The organism is Streptomyces sp. EDA2-14 (assembly GCF_054963755.1).
Map to the genome: position 1 here is coordinate 1,311,329 of NZ_JBUEGE010000001.1, position 25,103 is coordinate 1,336,431.

Here is a 25,103-nt window from a genome sequence, read left to right on the forward strand (position 1 = left end):
ACCACGGGCTCCGGGGACCTTCGGCCAGGGCTTTCGACTAGCCGTTCGCGAACCGCCTGAGCTGGGCCATCGAGCCGTTGAAGAGATTCTGATCACCCGGCAGCCGGCCGCGCTCGTCGTACTGCCAGAACGTCCAGTAGCCCCAGCCCGCCGGTAGTGCGCCAGCGCGCTCGTCGTACCGGGCGAGCCACAACGCGTGGTTGGCGGCGAAGGCCCCGCTGTTGCCGGTGCACTTCTTCCACCATCGCGCGTTGGTGTAGATGACCGGACGGCGCCCGGTGCTGCGCACGATCTCGTCGCTGAACGACTTGATCCACGACACCAGTGTGGACTTCCGCATCCCGTAGCAGGGGTGCTTGCCCTTGCCGTACGGGTTGTACTCGATGTCGAGCGCGGGCGGCAGCGTCCAGCCGTCGCTCCGCCACGCCCCGCCGTTGCGGACGAAGTACGAGGCCTGCGCCCTGCCCGAGGACTTCTGCGGCAGCGCGAAGTGGTACGCGCCGCGGATGATGCCCGCGTTCCGGGCGCCGTCGTACTGCCGGGAGAAGTAGGGGTTGCGGTAGTTCGTCGACTCGGTCGCCTTCACGTAGACGAACCGGGCGCCCTTGTTCTTCGCCTTCTGCCAGTTCACGTTCTTCTGATGCGACGAGACGTCGTGCCCGCGCGGTTTCCCCGCGCCCTGGGCCGGCAGCTCCGCCAGCACGGTGGCGCCGATGGTCAGGGCGGCGACGGACGTGATGGCGGCGACGCGGGAGCGACGCGAGGACACGGAATGGCTGCGAACCATGAATACCCCCCGAAAGTGACGTGCGAGACATATCCCCAGGGATCTCCCAGAGAGTAGCGAGAGATCGTTAGTTACCCGGTCAAGGTCAGCCAAACAACATCAGAGAGTGATCAATGCCCATATGGGGGATCCCGGAGGATTGGGCTCCGTACTAATCTGCTGCGGCTTCCGCGCCCGACCGGCTGGCAGGATGCGCGCCATGACACACCTTCAGGAACTCCGGACCGCATGGCAGGAGCTGGTGGCGACGGCCCGCCGGACGGTGGCCGACGGACTGGTGGTCGGCACCTCGGGCAATGTCTCGGTCCGCGTGGAGGGTGAGGACGGCGACCTCGTGCTCGTCACCCCGACCGGCGTCCCGTACGAGGAGCTGGGGCCCGACGACCTCGTCGCCGTGGACCTCGACGGCGAACAGCGGTCCGGCACCCTGAAGCCCACGAGCGAACTGCCGATGCACCTGGCCGTCTACCAGCACACCGACGCCCGCGCCGTCGTGCACACCCACGCCGTGCACGCCACCGCCGTCTCCACGCTGGTGCCCGAACTCCCGCCCGTGCACTACATGACCGCGGCCCTCGGCGGACCCGTCCGCGTCGCCCCCTATGCCACCTACGGAACCCGGGAGTTGGCCGAGAACATGCTGCTCGCGCTCGTCGACCGCACGGGCTGCCTCCTCCAGAACCACGGCACCATCACCTACGGGGACACCCTCGCCCGCGCCTACGACCGCACCGCCCAACTGGAGTGGATGTGCCGCCTGTGGCTCACTGCCCACTCCGTCCCCGGCCGCACCCCGTCCCTGCTGACCGAGGAGCAGCTGCGGGAGGTCGAGGAGCGGCTCGGCGGATACGGGCAGCAGGGCGCCCGGTGACGGGACCGCGCCGTTCGCGTCACCCGTAGCCGCCTCCCACTGGCCGCGGCGGGCGCGGGCCCCGACACTGGACGGGTGCGCACCGCCAAAGCGACGGCCGCTGCCGTCACCGCCGTGATAGGGGCCTCGGCCGCCGCGATCGCCGCCGGCCGCCTGGCCAGCGACGCCGCGCTCAAGGCGCCCGCGGGCCGACCACTGCCCACCGAACCGAGGCTCACCGTGCACGCCACCGCCGCGGGCCAGGTCACCCTGACCCGCGACCTGGCGTCGCTGCGCCCCGGCACCTACGGGCTGCAGGGCGACGGCTACCACGCGGTCGTCGGCCCGGTCGTCGAATCGGCCACGACCTCCGCCGACACCGTCGTACGCCGCCTCGAGCGGGTCACCCACGGGACGCTGGAACCCGGCGTGAAGGCCTGGCTCACGCCCCAGGTGCACATCGGTGACCCCAAGGCCGCGCTCGGCCTCGACCACGCCGACGTCGACGTGCCGGGCGAGCTCGGCGCGCTGCCCGCCTGGTTCCTGCCCGGCACCCGCGACACCTGGGTGATCGCCGTGCACGGCCTCGGCACCACCCGCGAACACCCCATGAACCTCATGGAGTTCCTGCACCGCCACCAGTTCCCTGTGCTCGACCTCGCCTATCGCGGCGACCTCGGCGCACCCCGCTCCCCGGACGGCCTCGGCCACCTCGGCGAGACGGAGTGGCGCGACCTGGACGCGGCGATCCGCTACGCCGTGCGGTACGGCGCCCGTGACGTCATCGTGATCGGCTGGTCGACGGGCGCCGCGATGGCCCTCCAGGCGGCGGCCCACTCCGCGCTGCGCGACCGCGTGAAGGGACTGGTCCTCGACTCGCCGGTGCTCAGCTGGGAGGCGACGCTGCGCGCCCTGGCCCGGGCCCGCCGCACGCCGAGAGCGCTGCTCCCGCTCGCGGTCCGGGCCGCCCAGGGCCGCACGGGCCTCAGTGGCGACCGCCTCTCGGAGGCCGCGGACCCGCAGGCCCTCAAGGTCCCCACGCTCCTCGTCCACGGCCCGGGCGACTGGGTGGCCCCCTGGGCCCTGTCCCGCCGCCTCGCGGACCGCCGCCCGGATCTGGTCACCCTCCACGAGGTGGACGAGGCCCCGCACAACGCGATGTGGAACGCGGACGCGAAGGGCTACGAAGAGGCGCTGAGAAGGTTCCTGACGCCGTTGATGTAACGGGTGGGCGTCGCCCGATTGGGAAATGGCGTCGTCAACCGGGAGACTGCCTCCGTGACGTCCCGTACCCCGCGCGACTCCCGGCTCCGCCTCGTCAGCCCGCGCCGCCAGCCCCTGGCCGCCCCGACCCCGCGGCCCGTCGCCGCACGCCGTCCCGCACCCCGCCCACCGGAGGGCACCCCACCGCCCGCGGAGCTCGCCCGCGCCGCGCGCCGCGACCTAGCCGACGCCGTCCGCGTGGCCCGCTGGGCGGACGACAGGATCGGCCCCGGAAACAGCGTGGCCGCCCGCGACGGAAAGGGCACCCTCTCCGACGCCACCGCACTGCGCGCCGCGGAAGAACTCGGATTGACGGTCGATCAGATCCGCGCGGACTGGGACACCGCCCGCCTCGCCGGACTCGTCGAGGTGCACGGCGCCAGCGCCCGGCCCGGCTGGCGGCTGCGCGCCTGGGACCGCGACGACACGGCCGTGCTGCGCGGCTGGGTCGCCCTGTTCGACGCCTGGTCGCTGGTCCACGCGGCGCCCGACGGGGTCGGCCCCGCCGCGGTGGCGGAGGTCGTCGAGGCGATGCCGCAACTGCTGAGTTTCCTTCAGCTGATGGCCGATCGGGTCGCCGCCGCCCAGCTCCTGGACCTCCTGGACCAGCGCGTCACGGAACTGCGCACGGAACGCTGCGAGATCCCGTTCGGGCCCCAGCCGGAACCGACTCCGCCGCAGGACACCCCGCTCCTCCCGCTGCTCGACTGGTCCCTGCGCGGCCTCGCCGCCGTCGGCGCCCTCACGTACGACGGCGGGCACGCCGCCCTCACCCCGCTCGGCAGCTGGGCGGTCTGGGTCAAGCTGGAGCAGATCTGCGTCGCGGCCCAGTCCCCGGCGGGGAACATCGAGGTGTCCGCCGAGGACATGCTGCGCGGCTGCGCCCGACTGCGCCCCAAGGCGGCACGCGACGAGTACCGGGCCTGGCTCGCCGCCCGCGACACCGGCACCGCCGTCACCGAACTCCTCGACGCCGCCCGCGGCGAGGACGCCCTGCTGCGCGGACTCGCCTTCGAGGCGCTGCGCGTCGTCGGCGCCCCCGCCGAACCCGAGGTCCGGCGTTCCGCCGACGACCCGCACCTGCGGCCGTACACCCTGCTGTGGCTCGCCGAGTACGAGGGCGCCGACCCCGAGGACGTGCACACGGTCCTCAGCCGCGAGGAGGCGACCTGGCTGTGGGTCGACACCGCCGCGGCCGTCGCCGACCACGGCGAAGCCCCCCTCCTCGTACGGCACTTGGAGGCCGCGGTGCAGCCGACGGTGCCCGCGCTGATCGAGGAGGTGCGCGCCGTGGGACATCCGCGCACGGTGCAGGTCCTCGTCGCGCTCGCCGCCGCGCACCCCGACCCGGCCCTCGCGAAGGCGGTCCGCAGGGCGGCCTTCCAGGTGCACACCGGCGGCGCGTAGGACGTCGGCGGCGTCAGCGGCCCGGGCTCACCGGAAGGTGTTGCACTGGGCCATGTCGCCGCTCTGGAAGCCCCGGTAGAACCACTGCTGGCGCTGCTGGGCCGAGCCGTGCGTCCAGGTCTCGGGCGTCACGCGGCCCTGGTACCGCTCCTGGATCCGGTCGTCGCCGACCGCGGCCGCCGCGTCGAGGCCGTCGCGGATGTCCGCGTCGGTCAGGCTCGTGATCAGCGGCCTGCCCGTGGACTCGGTGGGCGTCGTCGTCGCGTGCCGCGCCCACACGCCCCCGTAGCAGTCCGCCTGCAGCTCGACCTTCACCGCGTTGCTGTTCTCGCCCGTGCGCCCGTCCTGGGCGCGGGTCAGCGTGCCCATCAGGTTCTGCACGTGGTGCCCGTACTCGTGCGCCACGACGTACGCCTGCGCGAAGGGACCGCCGCTCGAACCGAACTTCGTCCGCAGCTCGTCGAAGAAGCCGAGGTCGAGATAGACGCGCCGGTCGCCGGGGCAGTAGAACGGCCCGACCGAGGAGGTCGCCGAGCCGCAGGCGGTCGCCACCTGGTTTGTGAAGAACACCGTCGACGCGGGCGCGTACGTACCGCCCCTGCGCTGGAACTCGGCGTCCCAGAAGTCCTGCACGCTGTTGACCACGGCGACGGTCCGGCAGTCCTGCCTGCTGTTCGCGTCCGAGCCCGTCCGGCACTGCTCCTGGACCTGCGCCTCGCTGGACATCTGTGCGGCCGGGGCGCCGGTGGTCCCGTCGGCGAGCCCGAACTGGTCCGTGCCGAAGAGCAGCCCGAGGACGAGCGCGATCACTCCCACGAGGCCGCCGCCCATGGTCGCCTTTCCGCCAGGAAGGCGGCTGCCGCGCGTGTCCTGGACCTCCGATGTGTCCAGTCGCGCGTCGTCGTCGAACTGCATGAGCACCGCCTTCTCGCCGGTCGTCTCGACCACCTCATCCTGTTACGTCCCTGGTCGCAGGAGCCGGATCCGTGGGCCGAACGGGGGACGGGGACACCCGGAATAAGCGCTTGCACCGCACCGTTAAACTGGCCTGTATGACGTTTCTTCTCTGGGTGCATTAGCGGCGCTGATTGGCCCCCGCCCTGTCAACCAGTCGTTAAGCCGTTAATCCTGTCCTGGAGTACCTCCCTTGATCACCGCATCCGGTATCGAACTGCGCGCCGGCGCCCGCATCCTCATCGAGAACGCCAGCTTCCGTGTCGCCAAGGGCGACCGCATCGGCCTGGTCGGCCGCAACGGCGCGGGCAAGACGACCCTCACGAAGTGCCTGGCCGGCGAGGGCATGCCGGCCGGCGGCACCATCTCGCGCTCCGGTGAGGTCGGCTACCTCCCGCAGGACCCGCGCACCGGCGACCTCGACGTCCTCGCCCGCGACCGCGTCCTGTCGGCCCGCGGCCTCGACGTCCTGATGCGCAAGATGCGCGAGAACGAGCAGCGCATCGCGAACGGCTCGGGCGCCACGCAGGCCAAGGCCATGCGCCAGTACGAGCGCCAGGAGACGGAGTTCCTCACCAAGGGCGGTTACGCCGCCGAGGCCGAGGCCGCCACCATCGCCGCCGCGCTCAACCTGCCCGACCGCGTGCTCGGGCAGCCCCTGCACACGCTCTCCGGTGGTCAGCGACGCCGTATCGAGCTGGCCCGCATCCTCTTCTCGGACGCGGACACGCTCCTCCTCGACGAGCCCACGAACCACCTCGACGCGGACTCGATCGTCTGGCTGCGCGACTACCTCAAGAACTACAGCGGCGGCTTCATCGTCATCTCCCACGACGTCGAGCTGGTCGAGACGGTCGTCAACAAGGTCTTCTACCTGGACGCCAACCGCTCCCAGATCGACGTCTACAACATGGGCTGGAAGCTCTACCAGCAGCAGCGCGAGGCCGACGAGAAGCGCCGCAAGCGCGAGCGGCAGAACGCCGAGAAGAAGGCCGCGACGCTGAACGCGCAGGCCGACAAGATGCGCGCCAAGGCGACCAAGACCGTCGCCGCGCAGAACATGGCCAAGCGCGCCGACAAGCTGCTCGCCGGTCTCGAAGAGGTCCGTCAGTCCGACAAGGTCGCCAAGCTGCGCTTCCCCGAGCCCTCGCCGTGCGGCAAGACGCCGCTCATGGCCGAGGGCCTGTCGAAGTCCTACGGCTCCCTGGAGATCTTCACGGACGTCGACCTCGCCATCGACAAGGGCTCGCGCGTCGTCATCCTCGGCCTCAACGGCGCGGGCAAGACGACCCTGCTCAAGCTCCTCGGCGGCGCCGAGAAGCCCGACACGGGCCAGGTCATCGAGGGCCACGGCCTCAAGCTCGGCTACTACGCGCAGGAGCACGAGACGCTCGACCCGGAGCGCACGGTCCTGGAGAACATGCGCTCGGCCGCCCCCGACCTCGACCTGATCCAGGTCCGCAAGACGCTCGGCTCGTTCCTGTTCTCCGGTGACGACGTCGACAAGCCGGCCGGGGTCCTTTCCGGCGGCGAGAAGACCCGTCTGGCGCTCGCCACGCTCGTCGTCTCGTCCGCGAACGTGCTGCTCCTCGACGAGCCCACGAACAACCTCGACCCGGCCAGCCGCGAGGAGATCCTCGGCGCGCTGCGCACCTACAAGGGCGCCGTCGTCCTCGTCACGCACGACGAGGGCGCCGTGGAGGCCCTCCAGCCGGAGCGGATCATTCTGCTTCCGGACGGAATCGAGGACCTGTGGGGCCCGACCTACGCGGATCTCGTCGCTCTCGCATGATCCACTCGGCGGTCGAATCGTTGATCCACTGACTGATCCACTTCATCTGGATCATTCGGCCGATCCGTGATCCTTCATCTGGGTGAGATCGCCTCGTACCCAGGTGTGTCGTGCACGGAATTCTGGGCCGCATGGGCCATGGCGCCCTTGCGGCGCCTGGGCCATGGCTGACCTGCCGCTTCTTTCGCGGAGGCGCTTTTCGGGGGCGGGAAACCCCGGCGGAATTCCGGGCTCCACTCGTGTGGAACCCCGTCGAGCCCGGAATTGAGGGTCCATGGACCTTGCCGAATGGGTGGCCAGGAAGCCCGCAAGGGGTGATCATGGGAAATCCAGAGCGCACTTCCCATGAGGAGGCACGGGTGGCCGAGACTCTGAAGAAGGGCAGCCGGGTGACCGGCGCCGCGCGCGACAAGCTCGCGGCAGACCTGAAGAAGAAGTACGACTCCGGTGCGAGCATTCGGGCATTGGCCGAGGAAACCGGTCGCTCGTATGGCTTCGTCCACCGGATGCTGAGCGAATCCGGGGTCACGCTGCGCGGTCGCGGCGGGGCCACGCGAGGCAAGAAGGCCACGTCGGCCTGACCCTCGTGGGGCGCGTTCGGCCCACTGGCTCCAACTGACCACCCGGTCGGTCCGCTGTCCGGCCGGGTGGTTACTGTGCAGTCACTTACGTCTCGTACGACTGCGCAGTACCGGAGGTCCAGATGAACCTGCCCGCACCCCTGCTCGACAAGGACGGCGTCCGGCTCACCGTCGACGATGCGATCGCCACGGTGACCCTGACCAACCCGGACAAGCGCAACGCGCAGAGCCCCGCTCTGTGGCGGGCGCTGACCGAGGCCGGGCGCTCCCTGCCGGGGTCGGTGCGGGTCGTCGTGGTGCGCGCGGAGGGCAAGTCCTTCTCCGCGGGCCTCGACCGGCAGGCGTTCACGCCTGAGGGCTTCGACGGCGAGCCGTCCTTCCTCGACCTGGCGCGCGGCGACGACGACGTCCTCGACACGACGATCGCCGAGTACCAGGACGCCTTCACATGGCTGCGGCGCAGCGACATCCTGACCGTCGCCGCCGTCCAGGGCCATGCGATCGGTGCCGGGTTCCAGCTCGCCCTCTCCTGCGACCTGCGCGTCGTCGCCGACGACGTGCAGTTCTCCATGCGCGAGACCAGCCTCGGCCTGGTGCCGGACCTGACGGGCACGCATCCGCTCGTCTCGCTGGTCGGCTACGCGCGCGCCCTCGAAATCTGCGTCACCGGCCGCTACGTCCACGCCGACGAGGCCGTGAGCAGCGGCCTGGCCAACGTGTCCGTCCCGGAGACCGAGCTGGCGGACGCGACCCGCGACCTGGTGGCGGCCCTGACCGCGGCCCCCCGCGACGCGGTCATCGAGACCAAGGCCCTCCTCCAGGGCGTCACCGGCCGCACCCTCGACGAGCAGCGCACCGCGGAGCGCGCGGCCCAGGGCCGCCGCCTGCGCGACCTGGCGGGCCTGGGCGACTGAGGCCGACCGGCCCGCGCGGTGGGGGCGAGCCGGCTAGGACGTCAGGTCCGTGACCAGCACCGCGACGGTCGGATTGTTCGGGATCGACCTGGCGACGGCCGCCCGCACCGCCCCGGTCACCTCGATCGCCCGCGCGTCGGCGGCCACCGCCAGCTCCACCCGTACGTGGCGCCGGGGAAGCGTCGCCTCGCCGGACCCCTCCTCGATGTGGATCGCCCGCCCCAGCCCACCGAGCGCCCCCGTCAGCCGAACCACCCCCGGCACCCCGAGCGCCGCCTCGGCGACCCGCTCCACGTCACCGGAGGGGGCGGTCGACGTGGCGGCGGGCTCCGGCTCGTCCGCGTCATCGGGGGCCGGTTCGGCCATCTGGCCCGGTTCGTCGAGCAGCGCCGTGACCTGAAGATCGACCTCCGCGACCACGAGACCCACCCGCTCCGCCGCCTCCGCGAGCGCCGCCCTCAGCCGATCGGCGGCAACCGGCAGCGGTTCTTCCGCAGTCGCCGCACAGTCCGCCGTGAGCCGCAGCGGCCCCGGTGGCAACGCACTCGGCGGAGCCGGCACCGCGGGCTCCGCCGCCGCGTCGGGATCGGCGAGCCCGAGCCGCAGCCCACCGAGCCGCACCCCCCGGACCCCTTGCACCGCACGGCGCAACGCCGTGGCCGCCGCCGGTTCCGTGACCCACGCACCGTCCCCCGGCCCACCGAGCGGCAACAGCCTGCCGAGCCCCAGCTGCGTACGCACTGCCTCTGTCCATCGATCAGCCTTCATTGCCCCAGGCTGCCGCATAGCGAGCGCGCCTTCGCGCAACCCCACTTAATGTGGGCAAAAGAAAGCACCATCCCACCGAGATCGCACCTCACCGAGGGGACGGCCCGATGAGTGACACCGCGCAGAAGCCGGGCGAGACGCCCGCTCCGGCCGCAGCCAAGACCAATGTGACGAAGCGCGGCGGGGGCGACCCCGCCAATCGTGGGCGGACCACCATCGCCGACGGCGTCGTGGAGAAGATCGCCGGTCTCGCGGCGCGTGACGTCGAAGGCGTCCACGCCATGGGCAGCGGCATCTCCCGCACGTTCGGCGCGGTCCGCGACCGGGTGCCGGGCGGCGCCAAGTCCGTGTCGCGCGGCGTGAAGGCCGAGGTCGGCGAGGTACAGACGGCCCTCGACCTGGAGATCGTCGTCGAGTACGGCGTGTCGATCGCGGACACCGCGCGTGACGTGCGGGAGAACGTCATCACGGCGGTCGAGCGCATGACCGGGCTCGAGGTCGTCGAGGTGAACATCGCCGTCAGCGACGTGAAGCTGCCGGACGAGGAGGACGAAGAGCCGGAGTCGCGGCTCCAATGACATCCGGCGTACCGACGGGCTTCCCTAGGAGGAGCGCACGATGAATCTGGCCGTGGTCGGCATGATCGCCGGCATGGCTCTCGGATTCGCCGGATACTTCGGCGGTTTCGGGGCCTTCCTGCTGGTGGCGGCGCTCGGCGCCATCGGCTTCGTCGCGGGCCGGTTCCTGGAAGGGGACCTGGAAGTCGGCGAGTTCTTCCGTTCGCGCGGCGATCGGCGGCGGTGACCGATGGCGGCACAGGTCGCGCCCGCCGAGCGCGGCGCGACCCGGATCGCCGACCGGGTCGTCGCGAAGATCGCCGCGTACGCGGCACGAGAGGCACTCGACCGGATTCCCGAGGACGGGTCGGCGCCCCACGCCACGGTCGCCGTACGGCAGGGCAGCGCACGGGTCCGGATCAGCCTTGAGCTGGAGTATCCGACGGACATCGGCCGCCAGTGCGGCGCCGTGCGTCGTCAAGTGTCCCAGCGGGTAAGGGAATTGGCGGGAATGGAGGTGCCCGAGGTGGCTGTGCAGGTCGAGCGGCTGCACTCGGCGCACACACGTGGTGGCGACCGGGGGAGGATCCGATGAGCGAGCCCACCCGGCCGGTTCCGGTGGTCGAGCACGCCGAGGGCGAGCTCGACCAGTCGGCGTCCGCCGCCTCGTACGAGCCGCACCCGACGCTGGAGAGCGAGCCGAAGGCAAGCCGTCTGTGGGCGGGGCGCCGGATTCCCGCTGCGCTGGTCGCCCTGGTGGTCCTGGCCGCCGCGGGCCTGCTGCTCTACGACGTCGCCGCCGTGCGCGCCGGACGCCAGGCCATGCGGTGGCGGCAGACGCTCGCCGACGAACTGGCCACGCGGCCCCTCGACGACACCGCCGTCCTCGTCGGCGCCGGTGTCGCCGCCGCGCTCGGCCTGTGGCTGATCGTGCTCGCGGTGACGCCGGGGCTGCGCGCGCTGCTGCCGATGCGCCGCACCCACCCCGAGGTCCGCGCGGTGCTGCACCGGGACGCCGCCGCGATGGTGCTGCGCGACCGGGCCATGGAGGTCGCGGGCGTGCAGTCCGTACGGGTCCGCATGAAGCGCTCCAAGGTGGACGTGCGGGCCGTCTCGCACTTCCGTGAACTCGACGACGTACGGACCGACTTGGACGCCACACTCGGCGAAGGCATCAAGGAGCTGGGGCTCGGCAGGGCGCCCGGCCTCTCGGTCCGTGTGGCACGGCCGGGAAAGAAGGGGTGAGCGGCGTGCTCAGGACCGTCAACCGGATCGTGCTCGGAGTGCTCGGGCTCGTCCTCGTGCTCGGCGGCGGCTCGGTGCTCGCCGTCGGGCTCGGGGCGAACCCGCCGTCGTGGTGGATCCACGACGGCCCGCACGACGTGCTGGTCAGCGATGCCGACCGGGCGCGCTGGCACGACGCGGGCTGGTTCTGGCCGACGGTGATCGCCGTCCTCGGCGTCGTCGTGCTGCTCGCCCTGTGGTGGCTGGTGGCCCAGCTGCGGCGGCGCAGGCTCGCCGAGGTGCTGGTCGACAGCGGCGACGGCGAGGGCGCGCTGCTGCGCGGCAGAGCCCTGGAGAACGTCCTGGTGAGCGGTGCGGAGTCGCTGGACGGGGTCGACCGGGCGGGCGTCCGCCTGACCGGCCGCCGCTCCACCCCGCAGGCGCGCGCCACCCTCACCCTGGAGCCGCACGCGGTCCCCGCCGAAGCGCTCCGCCTTCTGGCGCAGGACTCGCTGAGGCAGGCGCGGGACTCGGCGGGCCTCGCGGAACTCCCGACGGAGGTCCGCCTCAAGGCGGTCAAGCACCGCGCGGAACGGGTGAGCTGAACCGGGTGGTCAGAACCCGTGCCGGAAGCCCCCGTCCACCGGCAGCATCACCCCGGTGAGGTAGGACGCGGCGGGGGAGAGGAGGAACGCGGCGGTCCGCCCGAACTCCTCCGGAGTCCCGTACCGGCGCAGCGGGATACGGGACTCCTGCGCCGTCCGCGCCGCCTCCGGATCCGCCGCGAGCCCGTCCAGCTCCCGCACCCGGTCCGTGTCGATGCGCGCCGGGAGCAGTCCGACCACGCGGATGCCCCGCGGGCCCAGCTCGTTCGCCAGGGACTTGGCGAACCCGGCGAGTCCGGGCCGCAGCCCGTTGGAGATGGTCAGTCCGGGGATCGGCTCGTGCACGGAGCCGGAGAGCACGAACCCGATGACCCCGCCCTCCTCCAGCTGCTCGGCGGCCGCCCGCGCGAGCCGCACCGCCCCGAGGAACACGGACACGAACGCGGCCGTCCACTGCTCGTCCGTGTTGTCGGCGACGAAGCCGGGCGCGGGCCCGCCGACGCTCACCAGGATCCCGTCGAAGGAGCCGAACTGCTCACGCGCCGCCGCGACAAGGCGTGAGGCGACGTCCGGGTCCGCGTTGTCGGCGGCGACCCCGTACGCGTTCGGCCCGAGCGCGGCGGCGGCCTCCTTGGTCTTCTGCTCGTCGCGCCCGCTGATGACGACCTTCGCGCCGTCGGCGACCAGCTCACGCGCGGCGGCGTTGCCGAGGCCCCGCGTCGCGCCGGTGACTACGTACACACGGTTCTTCAGTTCAAGATCCATGGCTCTATCCTCCACCTCCCCGGCCCGGCGCGCCGAACAGGGTGAGCGCCGTGCCCACGAGACCGATGTGGCTGAACGCCTGCGGGAAATTGCCGAGCTGCCGGCCCGCCACGGGGTCGTACTCCTCGGCGAGCAGCCCCACGTCGTTGCGGATCGCCACCAGCCGCTCGAACAGCTCGCGTGCCTCCTTTGTACGCCCCGTCATGTGCAGCGCGTCCGCGAGCCAGAACGAACAGACGAGGAACGTGCTCTCCTGGCCCGGAAGCCCGTCCACCTCGGCCGCGTCGGCCTCGTCGACGCTGTAGCGGCGGAGCAGCCCTTCGTGCGACAGCTCGTCGCGGACCGCGTCGACCGTGCCGACCACGCGCGGGTCGTCCGGCGGGAGAAAGCCGACGCGGGGGAGGAGCAGCAGGGCCGCGTCCAGTGCGGACGAGCCGTAGGACTGGGTGAACGTGCCGCGCTCGGCGTCGTAGCCGCGCTCGCACACTTCCTGGTGCACGGCGTCGCGCAGCGTGCGCAGCCGGTCGATGTCGCCGGGCAGCTCCGGGTCGTCCTCCATGGCGCGCACGGTGCGGTCGGCGGCGACCCACACCATCACCTTCGAGTGCACGAAGTGCCGGCGCGGACCGCGCACCTCCCACAGCCCCTGGTCGGGTTCGCGCCACGTTTCGCACAGGAAGTCGAGCAGCGCCAATTGCAGCCGCCACGCGTGGGGCTGCGCCTTGAGTCCCTCGCGGCGGGCGAGCGCGAGGGAGTCGACGACCTCGCCGTAGACGTCCAGCTGGAGCTGGTGGGCGGCGTCGTTGCCCGTGCGGACGGGGCGGGAGTCGCGGTAGCCGCTCAGCCAGCCGAGCTCCTGCTCGGGAAGGCGCCGCTCGCCCGCGAGGCCGTACATGATCCGCAGCTCGGCCGGGTCGCCCGCGGCGGCCCGCAGCAGCCAGTCGCGCCAGGCCTCCGCCTCGTCGAGATGGCCGGCCGAGAGCAGCGCGTTGAGCGTCATGGTCGAATCGCGCAGCCAGCAGTACCGGTAGTCCCAGTTCCGTACGCCGCCGATCTCCTCGGGGAGCGAGGTGGTGGGGGCGGCCACCATGCCGCCGGTCGGCGCGAAGGTGAGGGCCTTGAGGGTGAGCAGGGAGCGCTGCACGGCCTCCTCGTGCGGTCCCTCGTAGCGGCAGCGGTCCGCCCACGCCCGCCAGTCCTCCAGGCTGTGCCGCAGCGACTCGTGCGGGTCGATCAGCGGCGGGCGCTCCTCGTGCGAGGGGTGCCAGGTCAGCACGAAGGCGACGCTCTCGCCCTCCTCGACGGTGAACTCGGAGTGCGTGCCGAAGTCCTCGCCCCACGTGTGGACGTGCGGTTCGCTGCGCAGCCACACCGAGTCGGGGCCCGCGACGGCCACCCGGTGCCCGTCCGCGCGGCGCATCCACGGCACGACGGAGCCGTAGTCGAAGCGCAGGCGCAGCGTGCCGCGCAGGGTGACGCGTCCGCTGAGCCCCTCGACGATGCGGACGACGTCCGGGGCGCGGTCGCGCTGCGGCATGAAGTCGGTGACGCGGACGCTGCCCTCCTGGGTCTCCCACTCGGTGTCGAGCACGAGGGAGCCGGGGCGGTACGCGCGCGTGGTGCAGTGTTTCGCCCCTTTGGGCGCGAGCCGCCAGTGGCCGTTCTCCTCGTCGCCGAGCAGCGCGGCGAAACAGGCGGGGGAGTCGAACCGGGGCAGGCACAGCCAGTCGATCGACCCGTCCCTGCCGACGAGCGCGGCGGTCTGGTGGTCACCGATGAGGGCGTAGTCCTCGATATGTGGGCGCACACGCCATGAGTTCCCCGGCAGCGGCCCGGGACTGCATCACATTTTCGGGTGAGTTCTGTGGGGCGCCTGCTCAGCCGACGGCGGCGGGCGTCCCGGCCTCGTCCGCGGCCGCCTCTTCCTTGCGCCGCCGCTCCCGCAGCTCGCGCCGCACCAGCACCACCCAGCCCACGGGAACCGCGGCGGCGAACAGCCACCACTGGATCGCGTACGCGTAGTTCAGCGCGGAGTCCTCCTTGCCGGGGGCTCCGACCAGCTCGGGGGTACCGCCCTTGGGGTCGGGCGCGGTCTGGGCGACGTAGCCGCCGAGGACCGTCCTGCCGAGGCGCTCGGCCTGCTGCTTGCTGTTGATCAGCATGATCTGCCGGTCGGGCAGGTCCTTGATGTCCTTGATGCCGCTGGCCTCGGTCGTCTCGTTGGGCATCAGACGGCCGGTGACGGTGGTCTCGCCGCGCGGCGGCGCGGGGACCTTCGGGAAGGAGGTCTGCGCTCCGTTCGCCGGGATCCAGCCGCGGTTGACCAGCAGGACCTTGCCGTCCTTCAGGACGAACGGGGTCAGGATGTGGTAGCCGACCTCTTCGTTGGAGTTGACGCGGCGGCGCACCACGACCTCGTCGTCGGTGTCGAAGCGGCCCTTCGCGGTCACCGAGCGGTACCGCTCGTGGCTGGTGACGGTGTGGCCGGGGGACGCCAGGTCCTCCACCGGCACGGGCTTCGCGTTGAGCGCGTTCGTGACCAGCTGGTTCCTCGCGTCACGCTCGTGGTAGCGGTGCATCTGCCAGATGCCCAGCCGAATCATCGTGGGGATGAGCACGAGGGCGACCAGCGTGAGGATCACCCACTGCCGGGTCAACAGGAAGCGGTACACCCCATGACCGTACAGCGGCGGGCATGGGGTGTTTTCACGGGGGTGTGCCCGATTGCGGTGGGCGTGTGCCGAAGGGTTCAGACGTTGTCGACGATGCCCACCTTCCCCTCCGCGCGGGAGCAGTGCGCCCCGCAGAACCAGTGCCCGTCGACCTCGACGCCCTGCCCGATGATGCGGCACCGGCAGTGCTCGCAGATCGGCGCCATGCGGTGGATGGCGCAGCTGAAGCAGTCGAAGACGTGCACCGCGCCCTGCGCGTGCACCTCGAAGGACATGCCGTAGTCGTTTCCGCAGACTTCACAACGTGCCATGCGCCACAGGGTGGGTGTCCGGGCGGCGCCGGGGCGAGCGATGGCGGGGCGAGTCGCCCCGCGTTCACCCGTCTGCCCGGCCGCGGGTCTACGCGCCGGCCGCCGGCGCCACGTCCTGGAGCAGCTGGCCGAACGCCGCCTCGTCCACGACCGGCGTCCCGAACTGCTTCGCCTTCACGGCCTTCGACGTGTACGAGTCCGGGTCATTGGTCACCAGGAGGCTGGTGAGCCGCGACAGGCTCGTCGCCACATGCAGGCCCGCGTCGACGGCCCGGTCCTCCAGGAGCTCACGGTCCACCGAGGTGTCGCCGGAGAACGCCACCCGCATGCCCTGCTTGAGCGGTTTGCCCGGCTCGTAGCGCCCCGGGTTCGGATACGGGCAGGCGGGGCGCTTGCGCGAGGCGCGCCAGGTGCCGCCGCCACCGCCGCCCCGGTACGCGGAGCCCGGCTGGCGCGGCACCGACGACTTCTCCGACCACTCGGTGAGCGGGCGGCACTCGAGCAGCGGCAGCCGCAGGTTCTCCGCCGCTGCCGTGCGCAGGCTCGGGCGGAAGGCCTCCGCGAGCACGCGCGCGTCGTCCAGCGCGTTGTGCGCGTGCTCCTGGACGACGCCGAAGTGCGCGGCGAGGGACTCCAGCTTGTGGTTGGGCAGCGGCAGGCCCAGCTCCTTGGAGAGGGCGATGGTGCACAGGCGCTGGCGGACCGGGGCGGTGCGCTGGGCGCGCGCGTACTCGCGGGCGATCATCGACCAGTCGAACACCGCGTTGTGCGCGACGAGGACGCGGTCGTCCAGGCGCGCGGCGAACTCCTCGGCGATGTCCGAGAACAGCGGGGCCGCCGTCAGCACGTCCGTCGTCAGGCCGTGGATCCATACGGGGCCCGGGTCGCGCTGCGGGTTGACCAGCGTGTACCAGTGGTCCTCGACATCTCCCCGCGCGTCCAGGCGGTAGACGGCGGCGGAGATGATCCGGTCGTCCCTGGACAGGCCGGTGGTCTCCACGTCGACGACCGCGTACCCCTTTGGATACGCGGCCGGCCAGGAGGCTGCGGACGCTGCGGTCGGATGGTCTTCGAGCATGGTCCCAGAGGATACGGGCCGGGACTGACACTCCGGTCGCCGCCTGCCCCGCGAGCCGTGTCGTGGCATGGGTCACGTATCAAGTGGGCGGGTCCAGAAGCGACTTCACCAGGGCCCGGACGGACGTGGTGAAGATCCGCTCGGGGTCGGCGGGGGCGGCGAGCGCGCGGGCGAGTACCCGGTCGCCCTCCGCGGGGCTCGCCCCCCACAGATGCTCCTCGCGCGGGTGCTGGGCCGGGGCCCGCTCCCGGTTCCGCTCGACGAGGACGTGCCCGACGACCTGGAAGACCACCGCGCGGACGGCCTCGGCGGCGCGGGTGCCGCGCAGGCCCGCCGCGTGCACCTCGTGCACCAGCGCCTGCTGCGCGGGCAGGAACATCCGCTCGGTGAGGCCGCGTTCGTGGACCATCGCGATGAGGTGCGGGTGGGCGCGCAGCCGGCGGCGCAGGGTGCGGGCGACGGAGACCACGCGGTCCTGCGGTGTGGCCCCGCGCGGGCGGAAGCCGCCGAGGTCGGCGACGGTGCGCTCCACGAGGGCGTCGAGCAGGGACTCGCGATTGCCGACGTGCCAGTAGATCGAGGTGACGGCCGTGCCGAGTTCGGCCGCGAGCTTGCGCATCGTGAGCGCCTCGGGGCCGTGCTGCTTCACGAGGTCGGCGGCGACGGCGACGACCTCCTCGCGGGTGAGCGGTGCGCGTGCTGCCACTTCTCGCCTCCCCGTCCCCGTCCCGTGCGCATGTCTTTACCCTTCATCGCCGCCGGTGTAACTGTGTTACAGGCGCCTCGCGAAACGACCGCACGACTGACCGCACGACCGAACGACCCCCCAACACGTCTCGTTCGAAGGGTGGTACGACATGGCACGCGTACGGTACGGAGCGCGCACCGAGGCGGAGATCGCCGCCTCGCGCTCGGCGAGCAGCAAGCTTCCCGACATCTGGTCCACCGGTGTGGTGGCCGTGTGGGAGTCCGATCCGGACGCGGTGGCGGCCGTCCTGCCGCCGCCGCTCAAGCCCACGGGACGGCCCCTGGTGCGGGCCAACATCAGCAAGGTCGACCTGCCGGGCTATCCGCTGGGCGCGGGCTCGGTCGCCGTCGCCGCCGAGCACGGCGGGGTGGAGGGCTGGTATCCGCTCGTCATGCCGATGACGCACGAGCGGGCGCTGATCGGCGGGCGCGAGGTCTTCGGCGAACCGAAGAAGCTCGGCGAGGTCACGGTGGAGCGCGACGGGCTCGTCGTGCGGGCGGCGCTCGCGCGGCACGGCATCGCGTTCGTGGAGGTGCGCGGCGCCGTCAGCGAGAGCCTGCCGGTCCCCGAGCCCTCGCAGAAGACGGACTTCTACTTCAAGTTCCTTCCGGGAGTGGACGGTTCGGGCTTCGACGCGGAACCGGTCCTCGTGCACTGCCTGCGCAACGAGAAGGTCAGGAAGCTGGAGCGGATCACCGGGGACGTCGTCCTTCGGGAGTCCATGTACGACCCGGTCGCCGACCTTCCGGTGCGCTCCCTGGTCGAGATCACCATCGGCGAGAAGACCACCGACCAGAAGGGCAAGGTCGTCGAGCGGGTCAGCGCGCAGGCCCTGCTGCCGTACATCCATCAGCGCTACGACGACCCGCAGCAGATCCACGACGGCCCGCCCGAGGGGAGCGCCTGACATGGAGCTGCGTGAAGGACAGGTCGCGGTCGTCACGGGTGCGGCGAGCGGGATCGGGCTCGCCATGGCGCGGCGGTTCGCCGCGGACGGTCTGAAGGTGGTTCTCGCGGACGTCGAGAAGGGCGCCCTGGAGAGCGCCACCGAGGAGCTGCGGCGCACCGGCGCGACGGTGCACGCGCGCGTGGTCGACGTCGGCGAGCGCGAGCAGGTGATGGACCTGGCCGCGGACACGTACGCGACGTTCGGCGCCTGCCATGTGCTGTGCAACAACGCGGGCGTCGGCTCGGGCGCCGAGGGCCGCATGTGGAGCCACGAACCGAACGACTGGAAGTGGGCGTTCAACGTCAACGTGTGGGGTGTCTTCCACGGCATCCAGGCCTTCGTGCCACGCATGATCGAGGGCGGCGAGCCCGGCCACATCGTCAACACGTCCTCCGGCGACGGCGGGATCGCCCCGCTGCCGACGGCGTCCGTGTACGCGGTGACCAAGGCGGCCGTCGTCACCATGACCGAGTCGCTGTACGCGCATCTGAAGGCGGAGCACGCGCGCGTGGGGGCGTCCGTGCTCTTCCCCGGACCGCACATGCTGCGCACCGGCCTGTGGGAGTCGCACCGCAACCGGCCCGAACGGTTCGCGAAGGAGCGGCCCCGCAAGACGCCGTACCGCAGCCTCGACCAGTGGGAGGCCGCCATGAAGGAGGCGGGCAAGGAGGTCGAGTTCACGCCCGTGGAGGAGGTCGCCGACTTCGTCGCCGACGGCATCGCGGCGGACCGGTTCTGGATCCTTCCGCCGAGCGAGCACAGCGACCGGCAGATCCGGGCGCGGTCGCAGTCGATGCTGGACCGGGCGAACCCGGCGTACCTGGAGAGCTTCATTCTCGACTGAGGAGGGACGCACCATGAGCAGCCAGGACCCCTACCTGATCATCTCCTCCGACTGCCACGCCGGACTGCCCACCGAGGAGTACCGGCCCTACCTGGACAGTCGTTTCCACCGCGAGTTCGACGCGTTCCTCGGCGAGCGGGACAAGCGCCGCGAGGAGGCGACCCGGCTCGGCATCCGCAACGACGCGTTCGCCGCCAAGTGGTTCGAGGACAACGAGGAGGGGCTGCGCGGCGGCTGGGACTCCGCGCAGCGCCTCAAGGAGCTCGACGGCGACGGGGTGGCCGCCGAGGTCGTCTTCCCCGACGCGGACGCCGTGGACAGCCAGACCGCGGCCCCCTTCGGCGTCGGGCTCGGCCTCTCCGGCGACCAGGACCCCGAGCTCGGCATGGCGGGCGCGCAGGCGCACAACCGCTGGCTCGCCGAGTTCGTCGGGCAGCACCCCGAACGGCACTGCGGCGTCGCCCTGTTGCCGGTCACCGCCGACCCGGACAAGGTCGTCGCCGAGATCCACCGCGCCAAGGAGTCGGGGCTCGGCGCCCTGATGATCCCCTCCATGTGGGTCGACCAGGACCCGTACCACGCGCGCCGCTACGACCCCGTGTGGGCGGCGGCGGCCGAGTGCGAGATGCCCGTGGTGACGCACTCGGGGGCGGCGCCGCGCCACGAGTACGGCGACCATCTCGGCATCTACGTGAGCGAAGTGACGTGGTGGCCGGCCCGCCCGCTGTGGTTCCTGCTCTGGTCGGGCGCCTTCGAGCGGCATCCGGGGCTGAAGTTCGGCGTCGCCGAGTCGGGCTGCTGGTGGCTGCCGAACCTGCTGTGGTTCATGGACCGGCTCTACCTGGGCGCGCACGGCGGCAAGAAGCTCTCGCCGTTCGCCGAGCTGAAGCGCTCCCCGGCGGAGTACCTGGACCGGCAGGTCTTCGTCTGCGCCACCAACACCAAGCGCCGTGAGCTCGCCCAGCGCTACGAGATCGGCGTCGACAACATCCTGTGGGGCAGCGACTTCCCGCACCCCGAAGGGACCTGGCCCGACACGCGCGCGTGGCTGCAGAAGACCTTCCACGACATCCCGGTCTCCGAGACCCGGCGGATGCTCGGCCTGTCCGCCGCCGAGGTGTTCGGCTTCGACACCGCCAAGCTGGCGCCGCTCGCCGCACGCATCGGGCCGACCCCGGCCGACCTCGGCCAGGACGCCGACCAGAGCGCCGTCGAGGCGTCCTGGGCGCGCTCGCGCGAGGTGGGGCGGCACTGGCTGACGGAGAACGACTTCCCGCACATCGGGGTGACGCCGTGAACACTCCTCAGGACAGGTACACGGTCATCTCGGCGGACTGCCACGCGGGCGCCGATCTCCTGGACTACAAGCCGTACTTGGAGTCCCGGCACCACGACGCGTTCGACGCGTGGGCCGCCGGCTATGTCAACCCGTACGAGGACCTGCTCGCCGACACCGCCGACCGGAACTGGAACTCCGACCGGCGCGTCGAGGAGCTCGAGCGGGACGGCATCGTCGCCGAGGTCGTCTTCCCGAACACCATCCCGCCGTTCTTCCCGTCCGCCTCGCTGATGGCGCCCGCGCCCACACGCGAGGAGTTCGAGCAGCGCTGGGCGGGCCTGCGCGCCCACAACCGGTGGCTGGCGGACTTCTGCGCCGCCGCCCCCGGCCGCAGGGCGGGCGTCTTCCAGATCCTCCTCAACGACGTCGACGAGGCCGTCAAGGAGATCCGCTGGGCCGCCGAAGCGGGCCTGAAGGGCGGGCTGTTGCTGCCCGGCACGCCGCCGGGCTCCGGCCTCCCGGAGCTGTACTCGTCGACGTACGACCCGATCTGGCGGACCTGCGCCGAACTCGGCGTCCCGGTCAACCACCACGCGGGCTCGGCGTCCCCGCCGCTCGGCGAGGAACCGGCCGCCCGCGCGGTCTTCATGGTCGAGACGACGTGGTTCTCGCACCGCGCCCTGTGGCACCTCGTCTTCGGCGGCGCCTTCCGCAAGCACCCGGACCTCAGGCTCGTCCTCACGGAGCAGGGCTCGGGCTGGATCCCCGGCGTCCTGGACATGCTGGACTACTACCACGCGCGCCTGGTCCGGGCGGCCACGAGGGCCGACACGGCGGAGTCCAAGTTCGGTGCCGGGCTCGCCGATTCGATGGGCAAGGGACCTTCGGAGGTCTGGCGCGAGAACTGCTTCGTAGGGGCGAGTTTCATGCGTCCCCACGAGGTGCCCCTGCGCGACCGGATCGGCCTCGACAAGATCATGTGGGGCAGCGACTACCCGCACGACGAGGGCACGCACCCCTACACGCGCGAAGGGCTGCGCATCGCCTACGCGGGGCTGCCGAAGGACGAGATCGCCGCGATGGTCGGCGGCAACGCCGCCCGCGTCTACGGCTTCGACCTCGGCCTCCTCGACCCGATCGCGGCCCGCGTCGGACCCACGGTCGCGGAGATCGACGAACCGCTCAAGGAGCCGCCCGCGGACGCGACGAGCCCGGTGTTCGCGCCGGGGGCGTCGGTCCGCGTGTGGTGAGGGTGCGGGTGCCATGCTCACCGCGTGACAGAACCAGGAGCGCAACCCACCCATGACGAGTCCCACGGCGGCGCGCTCGGCTCGCGGCTCAACTGGCTGCGCGCCGCCGTGCTCGGCGCCAACGACGGCGTGGTCTCCACCGCGGGCCTCGTCGTCGGCGTCGCCGGAGCCACCGACGACCGCTCCACGCTGCTCACGGCCGGGCTCGCCGGGCTGCTCGCCGGATCGATGTCCATGGCCGCGGGCGAGTACGTCTCCGTGTCGACGCAGCGCGACTCCGAGAAGGCCGCCATCGCCATGGAGAAGCGCGAGCTGAAGGAGCAGCCGGACGCCGAACTGGAGGAACTCACCGACCTCCTGGAGGAGCGTGGACTCAGCCGCGACGTGGCCCGCGAGGCAGCCGAGCAGCTCACCGAACGGGACGCCTTGCGCGCCCACGCGCGCGTGGAACTCGGCATCGACCCCGACGAACTCACCAACCCCTGGCACGCCGCGTGGGCCAGCTTCCTCGCCTTCACGGTGGGCGCCCTGCTGCCGCTGCTCGCCATCGTCCTGCCGCCCGCCGAGTGGCGGCTGCCCGTCACCGTCGGCTCCGTCCTCGTGGCGCTCGCCTGCACCGGCTACGGCAGTGCCCGGATGGGGAGCGCGGCGGTGCGGCCCGCGGTCTGGCGCAACGTGGGCGGGGGAGCGCTGGCCATGGCGGTCACGTATGCGGCGGGTTCTTTGTTGGGGGCCACCGGAGTCTGACCCCTTACCGGCAGTAATACTTGTCAGTAACTAACTATAGCCGGGGGCAGGTCGGGGCGCTTACGGTGCACGCATGCCGACCCCGAACCTGCCCGACGCCGTGCTGTGGTCGATCCCCGCCTTCGTGCTGCTGACGATCGTGGAGATCATCAGCGTCCGGATCCACCCCGACGAGGATGCCGCCGGCTACGAGACCAAGGACGCGGCGACCAGCGTCACCATGGGGCTCGGAAGCCTGGTCTTCGACTTCCTGTGGAAGATCCCGATCGTCGCGATCTACACGGCGGTCTACGAACTGACGCCGCTGCGCGTTCCCGTCCTGTGGTGGACGATCCCGCTGATGCTCCTCGGGCAGGACTTCTTCTACTACTGGTCGCACCGCGGGCACCACGTGATCCGCATCCTGTGGGCCTGTCACGTGGTGCACCACTCCAGCCGCAGGTTCAACCTCACCACGGCGCTGCGCCAGCCCTGGACGAGCCTGACCGTATGGCCGTTCTACCTGCCGCTCATCGCCCTCGGCGTGCACCCGGCGGCGCTCGCCTTCTGCTCGTCGGTCAACCTCGTGTACCAGTTCTGGATCCACACCGAGCGCATCGACAAGATGTGGCGGCCCTTCGAGTTCGTCTTCAACACGCCCTCCCACCACCGCGTCCACCACGCCTCCCAGGGCGGCTACCTGGACCGGAACTTCGGCGGGATCCTCGTCGTCTGGGACCGGCTCTTCGGCTCGTGGGTGGCGGAGGTCGAGCGCCCCGAGTTCGGGCTCACCAAGAACATCGCCACGTACAACCCGCTGCGCGTCGCGACCCATGAGTACGCGGCCATCGCCAAGGACCTGAAGGCGGCGAGCAGTTGGCGCGAGCGGGCCGGCAGGGTCTTCCGCGGGCCCGGCTGGCAGCCCCGGCCGATCGGCGTGCCGGACGCACCGCAGAACGGCGCCCCGCAGAACGGCGCCCCGCAGAAGGTCACGGAGGGCGCCGCGTGAGGCCGTCCGCTCCGACATGGCGCGCGCTGTTCTTCGCGGCGTGCGCCGCCGACCTCGTCGCGCTGCTCCTGGGCGCGCACGGAGCGCACGTCGTCCTCAAGCCCCTGCTCATGCTGCTGCTCGTGGCCTACGTGGTCGCGTGCCGCGGCCCCCGACTGCTGTGCGCCGCCCTGCTGCTCGGGTGGTGCGGCGACGTGCTGCTGCTCTTCGACCAGGACCTCGTGTTCCTCGCCGGGATGGGCGCCTTCGCCGTCGGACACGTCTGCTACCTGGTGCTGTTCAAGCGGCACGGGACGGTACGCGCGCGTGGTGCGCTGCTCGGGGCCGCGTACGGCGTCGCGCTCGTCGCCACGGTGGTCGCGCTCTGGCCCGATCTGCCGCCGGACATGCGCGGGCCCGTCGCGGCGTACAGCGTGCTGCTGACCGGGATGGCGTTCGCGGCGTCCCGGCTCGGCGTCGCGGCGGGCGTGGGCGGCGCCCTGTTCCTGCTCTCGGACACGCTCATCGCCACGGGCATCGCCGAGTGGCCCGCCCTGCCGCGCCCCGACTTCTGGGTCATGGGCACCTACGTGGCGGCGCAGTACCTGCTCGCCCGTGGGGTGCTGGGGGAGCGCGCCCCCGCCCCGGCGGCGCGCGGCGTGGAGGCCGCCAGGACGGCCTGAGCGGTCACCAGCGGATCGGCACCGGCAGCGCCGTCAGGGCCGCCGACACCGCCACCACGACCGCCAGGACCACGACCTCCGCGCGCGCGGGCACATGGGCCGCTCCGAGGTCCGTGGCGCGGCGCAGGCGCAGCCGTGCCGCCAGGGCGAGCCCCGCGACGACGGCGACGAGGAGCACCTTCGCGAGCAGCACGCGCCCGTACGCGGTCGTCGTCAGCTGGTCGAGGACCGTGCTCGGCGGCATCCGGCGCAGGGTGCTGCACACGCCCGTCGCGGTGATGGCCGCAAGGAGTACCGCGGCCACGCGCGCGTAGAGACCGAGCAGCGCCGCGCCGGCCTCGGGGGCGGTCGTGCGCCAGACGTGCGTCGTGCGCAGCACGTACAGCAGGCCGCCCACCCACAGGGCGGCGCAGATCAGATGGACCAGGGTGAGACCCGAGCCGAGCAGCGCGCTGTCCTCGGCCGCCGGATGCGCCCGCAGCGCCTCCGCGACGGCCACGGCGGCCAGCGGGAGGAGCGCCGTCGCCGGGCGCCGCCAGCGGGCGCACAGGCCCGCGAGCAGGAAGCCGTTGACCTCCACGAGCGCGAGCGTGCCGTCGCGCGTGGAGCCCAGGCCGCCGAGGTCGAGGGCGGCGACGCTGTGCGGGATCAGATTCCCGGAGGCCACCACCGAGGCGAGCCCGAGCGCCGCCGCGAACCCGGCCCACGGCGCGTACGCCGACCAGGTGGGCGGCAGCTCCCGCGCCGGGGCCACCCTGCGGGCGAGGAACCCGGCGAACACCTCGCCCGCCTGGACGCACAACGCCGCGAACAGGGCCGTCCGCAGCACCGCGATCACGCCGACGCCGGGCGCCGCGGCCTCCCCGGTGCCGTCGAGCGCCGCACGCGGACCGAGCAGCGGGATCAGCGCGGCCACGGCGACGAGGACGAGCACGGCGACGGCGCGCCCCGCGCCGGGCCTGCGCAGCGGGACGTCGGCGCCGACGGGAACGGGGGCATCGGTGGGCGGCGGTATCGAACTCACCACTGGATCTTCACCAGGTGGCACGGGCTCCGGCAAGCGCAGACCAACAAGTGGGGCACACGGCTCCGGACGGCCCCCGCGCGC

28 protein-coding genes are annotated in these 25,103 nt (G+C 72.1%); 18 read left to right on the forward strand and 10 right to left on the reverse strand.

Going from position 1 to position 25,103, the window contains the following annotated elements; genetic code table 11:
• Positions 1 to 37: 37 nt before the first annotated feature.
• A complete protein-coding gene (locus tag ACY34M_RS05910) occupies positions 38 to 787 on the reverse strand; it encodes a lysozyme (RefSeq protein ID WP_462718860.1) in 750 nt (249 codons plus the stop codon).
• Positions 788 to 986: 199 nt separating this feature from the next.
• Here ACY34M_RS05910 and ACY34M_RS05915 point away from each other — a divergent pair, with 199 nt between their 5' ends.
• The 3 genes from ACY34M_RS05915 to ACY34M_RS05925 all read left to right on the forward strand — a co-directional run bounded on the left by ACY34M_RS05915 (position 987) and on the right by ACY34M_RS05925 (position 4,307).
• Positions 987 to 1,658: a class II aldolase/adducin family protein gene (locus ACY34M_RS05915; protein ID WP_462718861.1), complete on the forward strand. Its 672-nt coding sequence runs from the start codon at positions 987 to 989 to the stop codon at positions 1,656 to 1,658.
• Between the two features lie 75 nt (positions 1,659 to 1,733).
• Positions 1,734 to 2,861, forward strand: coding sequence for an alpha/beta hydrolase (locus tag ACY34M_RS05920; protein WP_462718862.1), 1,128 nt, complete (start codon positions 1,734 to 1,736; stop codon positions 2,859 to 2,861).
• 54 nt (positions 2,862 to 2,915) lie between these two features.
• Positions 2,916 to 4,307, forward strand: a complete 1,392-nt coding sequence (locus tag ACY34M_RS05925; RefSeq protein WP_462718863.1) for a hypothetical protein — start codon at positions 2,916 to 2,918, stop codon at positions 4,305 to 4,307.
• Between the two features lie 27 nt (positions 4,308 to 4,334).
• Here the strand turns inward: ACY34M_RS05925 and ypfJ are convergent, their stop codons facing one another.
• Positions 4,335 to 5,222, reverse strand: a complete 888-nt coding sequence (gene ypfJ / locus ACY34M_RS05930; RefSeq protein ID WP_462718933.1) for a KPN_02809 family neutral zinc metallopeptidase — start codon at positions 5,220 to 5,222, stop codon at positions 4,335 to 4,337.
• Between the two features lie 232 nt (positions 5,223 to 5,454).
• Between ypfJ and ACY34M_RS05935 the strand changes: the two genes are divergently transcribed.
• The 3 genes from ACY34M_RS05935 to ACY34M_RS05945 all read left to right on the forward strand — a co-directional run bounded on the left by ACY34M_RS05935 (position 5,455) and on the right by ACY34M_RS05945 (position 8,548).
• The gene (locus ACY34M_RS05935) at positions 5,455 to 7,053 is read left to right on the forward strand and encodes an ABC-F family ATP-binding cassette domain-containing protein (protein ID WP_462718864.1); all 1,599 of its coding nucleotides are present in this window, start codon (positions 5,455 to 5,457) and stop codon (positions 7,051 to 7,053) included.
• Positions 7,054 to 7,412: 359 nt separating this feature from the next.
• The gene (locus ACY34M_RS05940) at positions 7,413 to 7,634 is read left to right on the forward strand and encodes a helix-turn-helix domain-containing protein (protein WP_009337982.1); all 222 of its coding nucleotides are present in this window, start codon (positions 7,413 to 7,415) and stop codon (positions 7,632 to 7,634) included.
• Between the two features lie 122 nt (positions 7,635 to 7,756).
• Positions 7,757 to 8,548, forward strand: a complete 792-nt coding sequence (locus ACY34M_RS05945) for an enoyl-CoA hydratase/isomerase family protein (protein WP_462718865.1) — start codon at positions 7,757 to 7,759, stop codon at positions 8,546 to 8,548.
• Between the two features lie 33 nt (positions 8,549 to 8,581).
• Here the strand turns inward: ACY34M_RS05945 and ACY34M_RS05950 are convergent, their stop codons facing one another.
• The gene (locus tag ACY34M_RS05950; protein ID WP_462718866.1) at positions 8,582 to 9,316 is read right to left on the reverse strand and encodes a nucleopolyhedrovirus P10 family protein; all 735 of its coding nucleotides are present in this window, start codon (positions 9,314 to 9,316) and stop codon (positions 8,582 to 8,584) included.
• A 107-nt stretch (positions 9,317 to 9,423) separates the two neighbouring features.
• Here ACY34M_RS05950 and ACY34M_RS05955 point away from each other — a divergent pair, with 107 nt between their 5' ends.
• The 5 genes from ACY34M_RS05955 to amaP are packed head-to-tail and all read left to right on the forward strand — an operon-like array spanning position 9,424 to position 11,702.
• Entirely contained in the window at positions 9,424 to 9,894 is a 471-nt protein-coding gene (locus ACY34M_RS05955; protein ID WP_462718867.1) for an Asp23/Gls24 family envelope stress response protein, read from the forward strand.
• A 40-nt stretch (positions 9,895 to 9,934) separates the two neighbouring features.
• Positions 9,935 to 10,120, forward strand: coding sequence for a hypothetical protein (locus ACY34M_RS05960; RefSeq protein ID WP_462718868.1), 186 nt, complete (start codon positions 9,935 to 9,937; stop codon positions 10,118 to 10,120).
• Between the two features lie 3 nt (positions 10,121 to 10,123).
• On the forward strand, positions 10,124 to 10,468 hold the full coding sequence (locus tag ACY34M_RS05965; RefSeq protein WP_462718869.1) for an Asp23/Gls24 family envelope stress response protein: 345 nt from the start codon (positions 10,124 to 10,126) through the stop codon (positions 10,466 to 10,468).
• Positions 10,465 to 11,118: a DUF6286 domain-containing protein gene (locus tag ACY34M_RS05970; protein ID WP_462718870.1), complete on the forward strand. Its 654-nt coding sequence runs from the start codon at positions 10,465 to 10,467 to the stop codon at positions 11,116 to 11,118. Before ACY34M_RS05965 ends, ACY34M_RS05970 begins: the two co-directional genes overlap by 4 nt.
• Positions 11,115 to 11,702, forward strand: coding sequence for an alkaline shock response membrane anchor protein AmaP (amaP, locus tag ACY34M_RS05975; RefSeq protein ID WP_462718871.1), 588 nt, complete (start codon positions 11,115 to 11,117; stop codon positions 11,700 to 11,702). The genes ACY34M_RS05970 and amaP overlap by 4 nt, the downstream gene beginning before the upstream one ends.
• 9 nt (positions 11,703 to 11,711) lie before the next feature.
• On the opposite strand, the gene ACY34M_RS05980 is transcribed toward amaP, so the two are convergent.
• From ACY34M_RS05980 to ACY34M_RS06005, 6 genes are all read right to left on the reverse strand, one after another.
• The gene (locus tag ACY34M_RS05980) at positions 11,712 to 12,467 is read right to left on the reverse strand and encodes an SDR family oxidoreductase (protein ID WP_462718872.1); all 756 of its coding nucleotides are present in this window, start codon (positions 12,465 to 12,467) and stop codon (positions 11,712 to 11,714) included.
• 4 nt (positions 12,468 to 12,471) lie between these two features.
• Positions 12,472 to 14,274 (reverse strand): glycoside hydrolase family 15 protein, encoded by a 1,803-nt coding sequence (locus tag ACY34M_RS05985; RefSeq protein WP_462718873.1) that lies wholly within the window; start codon positions 14,272 to 14,274, stop codon positions 12,472 to 12,474.
• Between the two features lie 70 nt (positions 14,275 to 14,344).
• Positions 14,345 to 15,139, reverse strand: coding sequence for an SURF1 family cytochrome oxidase biogenesis protein (locus ACY34M_RS05990; RefSeq protein WP_462718874.1), 795 nt, complete (start codon positions 15,137 to 15,139; stop codon positions 14,345 to 14,347).
• A 77-nt stretch (positions 15,140 to 15,216) separates the two neighbouring features.
• On the reverse strand, positions 15,217 to 15,450 hold the full coding sequence (locus ACY34M_RS05995) for a hypothetical protein (RefSeq protein WP_266721084.1): 234 nt from the start codon (positions 15,448 to 15,450) through the stop codon (positions 15,217 to 15,219).
• A gap of 88 nt (positions 15,451 to 15,538) precedes the next feature.
• On the reverse strand, positions 15,539 to 16,528 hold the full coding sequence (locus tag ACY34M_RS06000; protein WP_462718875.1) for a DEDDh family exonuclease: 990 nt from the start codon (positions 16,526 to 16,528) through the stop codon (positions 15,539 to 15,541).
• A 79-nt stretch (positions 16,529 to 16,607) separates the two neighbouring features.
• Positions 16,608 to 17,234, reverse strand: coding sequence for a TetR/AcrR family transcriptional regulator (locus ACY34M_RS06005; RefSeq protein WP_462718876.1), 627 nt, complete (start codon positions 17,232 to 17,234; stop codon positions 16,608 to 16,610).
• Between the two features lie 151 nt (positions 17,235 to 17,385).
• Between ACY34M_RS06005 and ACY34M_RS06010 the strand changes: the two genes are divergently transcribed.
• The 7 genes from ACY34M_RS06010 (at position 17,386) to ACY34M_RS06040 (ending at position 23,995) form a co-directional block, all read left to right on the forward strand.
• On the forward strand, positions 17,386 to 18,183 hold the full coding sequence (locus tag ACY34M_RS06010; protein ID WP_462718877.1) for an acetoacetate decarboxylase family protein: 798 nt from the start codon (positions 17,386 to 17,388) through the stop codon (positions 18,181 to 18,183).
• 1 nt (position 18,184) lies between these two features.
• Entirely contained in the window at positions 18,185 to 19,069 is an 885-nt protein-coding gene (locus ACY34M_RS06015) for an SDR family NAD(P)-dependent oxidoreductase (RefSeq protein WP_462718878.1), read from the forward strand.
• A 13-nt stretch (positions 19,070 to 19,082) separates the two neighbouring features.
• Positions 19,083 to 20,366 carry an amidohydrolase family protein gene (locus ACY34M_RS06020; protein WP_462718879.1) on the forward strand — a complete coding sequence of 428 codons (1,284 nt, stop codon included), beginning with the start codon at positions 19,083 to 19,085 and terminating at the stop codon, positions 20,364 to 20,366.
• On the forward strand, positions 20,363 to 21,598 hold the full coding sequence (locus ACY34M_RS06025) for an amidohydrolase family protein (protein WP_462718880.1): 1,236 nt from the start codon (positions 20,363 to 20,365) through the stop codon (positions 21,596 to 21,598). Before ACY34M_RS06020 ends, ACY34M_RS06025 begins: the two co-directional genes overlap by 4 nt.
• Before the next feature lie 24 nt (positions 21,599 to 21,622).
• On the forward strand, positions 21,623 to 22,345 hold the full coding sequence (locus ACY34M_RS06030) for a VIT1/CCC1 transporter family protein (RefSeq protein ID WP_462718881.1): 723 nt from the start codon (positions 21,623 to 21,625) through the stop codon (positions 22,343 to 22,345).
• Between the two features lie 73 nt (positions 22,346 to 22,418).
• Positions 22,419 to 23,333 (forward strand): sterol desaturase family protein, encoded by a 915-nt coding sequence (locus ACY34M_RS06035; protein WP_462718882.1) that lies wholly within the window; start codon positions 22,419 to 22,421, stop codon positions 23,331 to 23,333.
• Positions 23,330 to 23,995 carry a lysoplasmalogenase gene (locus ACY34M_RS06040; RefSeq protein ID WP_462718883.1) on the forward strand — a complete coding sequence of 222 codons (666 nt, stop codon included), beginning with the start codon at positions 23,330 to 23,332 and terminating at the stop codon, positions 23,993 to 23,995. The genes ACY34M_RS06035 and ACY34M_RS06040 overlap by 4 nt, the downstream gene beginning before the upstream one ends.
• 4 nt (positions 23,996 to 23,999) lie before the next feature.
• On the opposite strand, the gene ACY34M_RS06045 is transcribed toward ACY34M_RS06040, so the two are convergent.
• Positions 24,000 to 25,010 carry a CopD family protein gene (locus ACY34M_RS06045; protein WP_462718934.1) on the reverse strand — a complete coding sequence of 337 codons (1,011 nt, stop codon included), beginning with the start codon at positions 25,008 to 25,010 and terminating at the stop codon, positions 24,000 to 24,002.
• Positions 25,011 to 25,103: the final 93 nt, after the last annotated feature.

What these genes read in the sequence shown, in the direction of transcription:
- ACY34M_RS05915 (WP_462718861.1), top strand. Translation starts at nt 987, where the DNA reads ATGACACACCTTCAGGAACTCCGGACCGCATGGCAGGAGCTGGTGGCG.
- ACY34M_RS06015 (WP_462718878.1), top strand. Translation starts at nt 18,185, where the DNA reads ATGGAGCTGCGTGAAGGACAGGTCGCGGTCGTCACGGGTGCGGCGAGC.
- ACY34M_RS06020 (WP_462718879.1), top strand. Translation starts at nt 19,083, where the DNA reads ATGAGCAGCCAGGACCCCTACCTGATCATCTCCTCCGACTGCCACGCC.
- ypfJ (WP_462718933.1), bottom strand. Translation starts at nt 5,222, where the DNA reads ATGCAGTTCGACGACGACGCGCGACTGGACACATCGGAGGTCCAGGAC.
- ACY34M_RS05980 (WP_462718872.1), bottom strand. Translation starts at nt 12,467, where the DNA reads ATGGATCTTGAACTGAAGAACCGTGTGTACGTAGTCACCGGCGCGACG.
- ACY34M_RS05950 (WP_462718866.1), bottom strand. Translation starts at nt 9,316, where the DNA reads ATGAAGGCTGATCGATGGACAGAGGCAGTGCGTACGCAGCTGGGGCTC.
- ACY34M_RS06010 (WP_462718877.1), top strand. Translation starts at nt 17,386, where the DNA reads ATGGCACGCGTACGGTACGGAGCGCGCACCGAGGCGGAGATCGCCGCC.
- ACY34M_RS06035 (WP_462718882.1), top strand. Translation starts at nt 22,419, where the DNA reads ATGCCGACCCCGAACCTGCCCGACGCCGTGCTGTGGTCGATCCCCGCC.
- ACY34M_RS06000 (WP_462718875.1), bottom strand. Translation starts at nt 16,528, where the DNA reads ATGCTCGAAGACCATCCGACCGCAGCGTCCGCAGCCTCCTGGCCGGCC.
- ACY34M_RS05970 (WP_462718870.1), top strand. Translation starts at nt 10,465, where the DNA reads ATGAGCGAGCCCACCCGGCCGGTTCCGGTGGTCGAGCACGCCGAGGGC.
- ACY34M_RS05960 (WP_462718868.1), top strand. Translation starts at nt 9,935, where the DNA reads ATGAATCTGGCCGTGGTCGGCATGATCGCCGGCATGGCTCTCGGATTC.
- ACY34M_RS05955 (WP_462718867.1), top strand. Translation starts at nt 9,424, where the DNA reads ATGAGTGACACCGCGCAGAAGCCGGGCGAGACGCCCGCTCCGGCCGCA.
- ACY34M_RS05965 (WP_462718869.1), top strand. Translation starts at nt 10,124, where the DNA reads ATGGCGGCACAGGTCGCGCCCGCCGAGCGCGGCGCGACCCGGATCGCC.
- ACY34M_RS05910 (WP_462718860.1), bottom strand. Translation starts at nt 787, where the DNA reads ATGGTTCGCAGCCATTCCGTGTCCTCGCGTCGCTCCCGCGTCGCCGCC.
- ACY34M_RS05945 (WP_462718865.1), top strand. Translation starts at nt 7,757, where the DNA reads ATGAACCTGCCCGCACCCCTGCTCGACAAGGACGGCGTCCGGCTCACC.
- ACY34M_RS05995 (WP_266721084.1), bottom strand. Translation starts at nt 15,450, where the DNA reads ATGGCACGTTGTGAAGTCTGCGGAAACGACTACGGCATGTCCTTCGAG.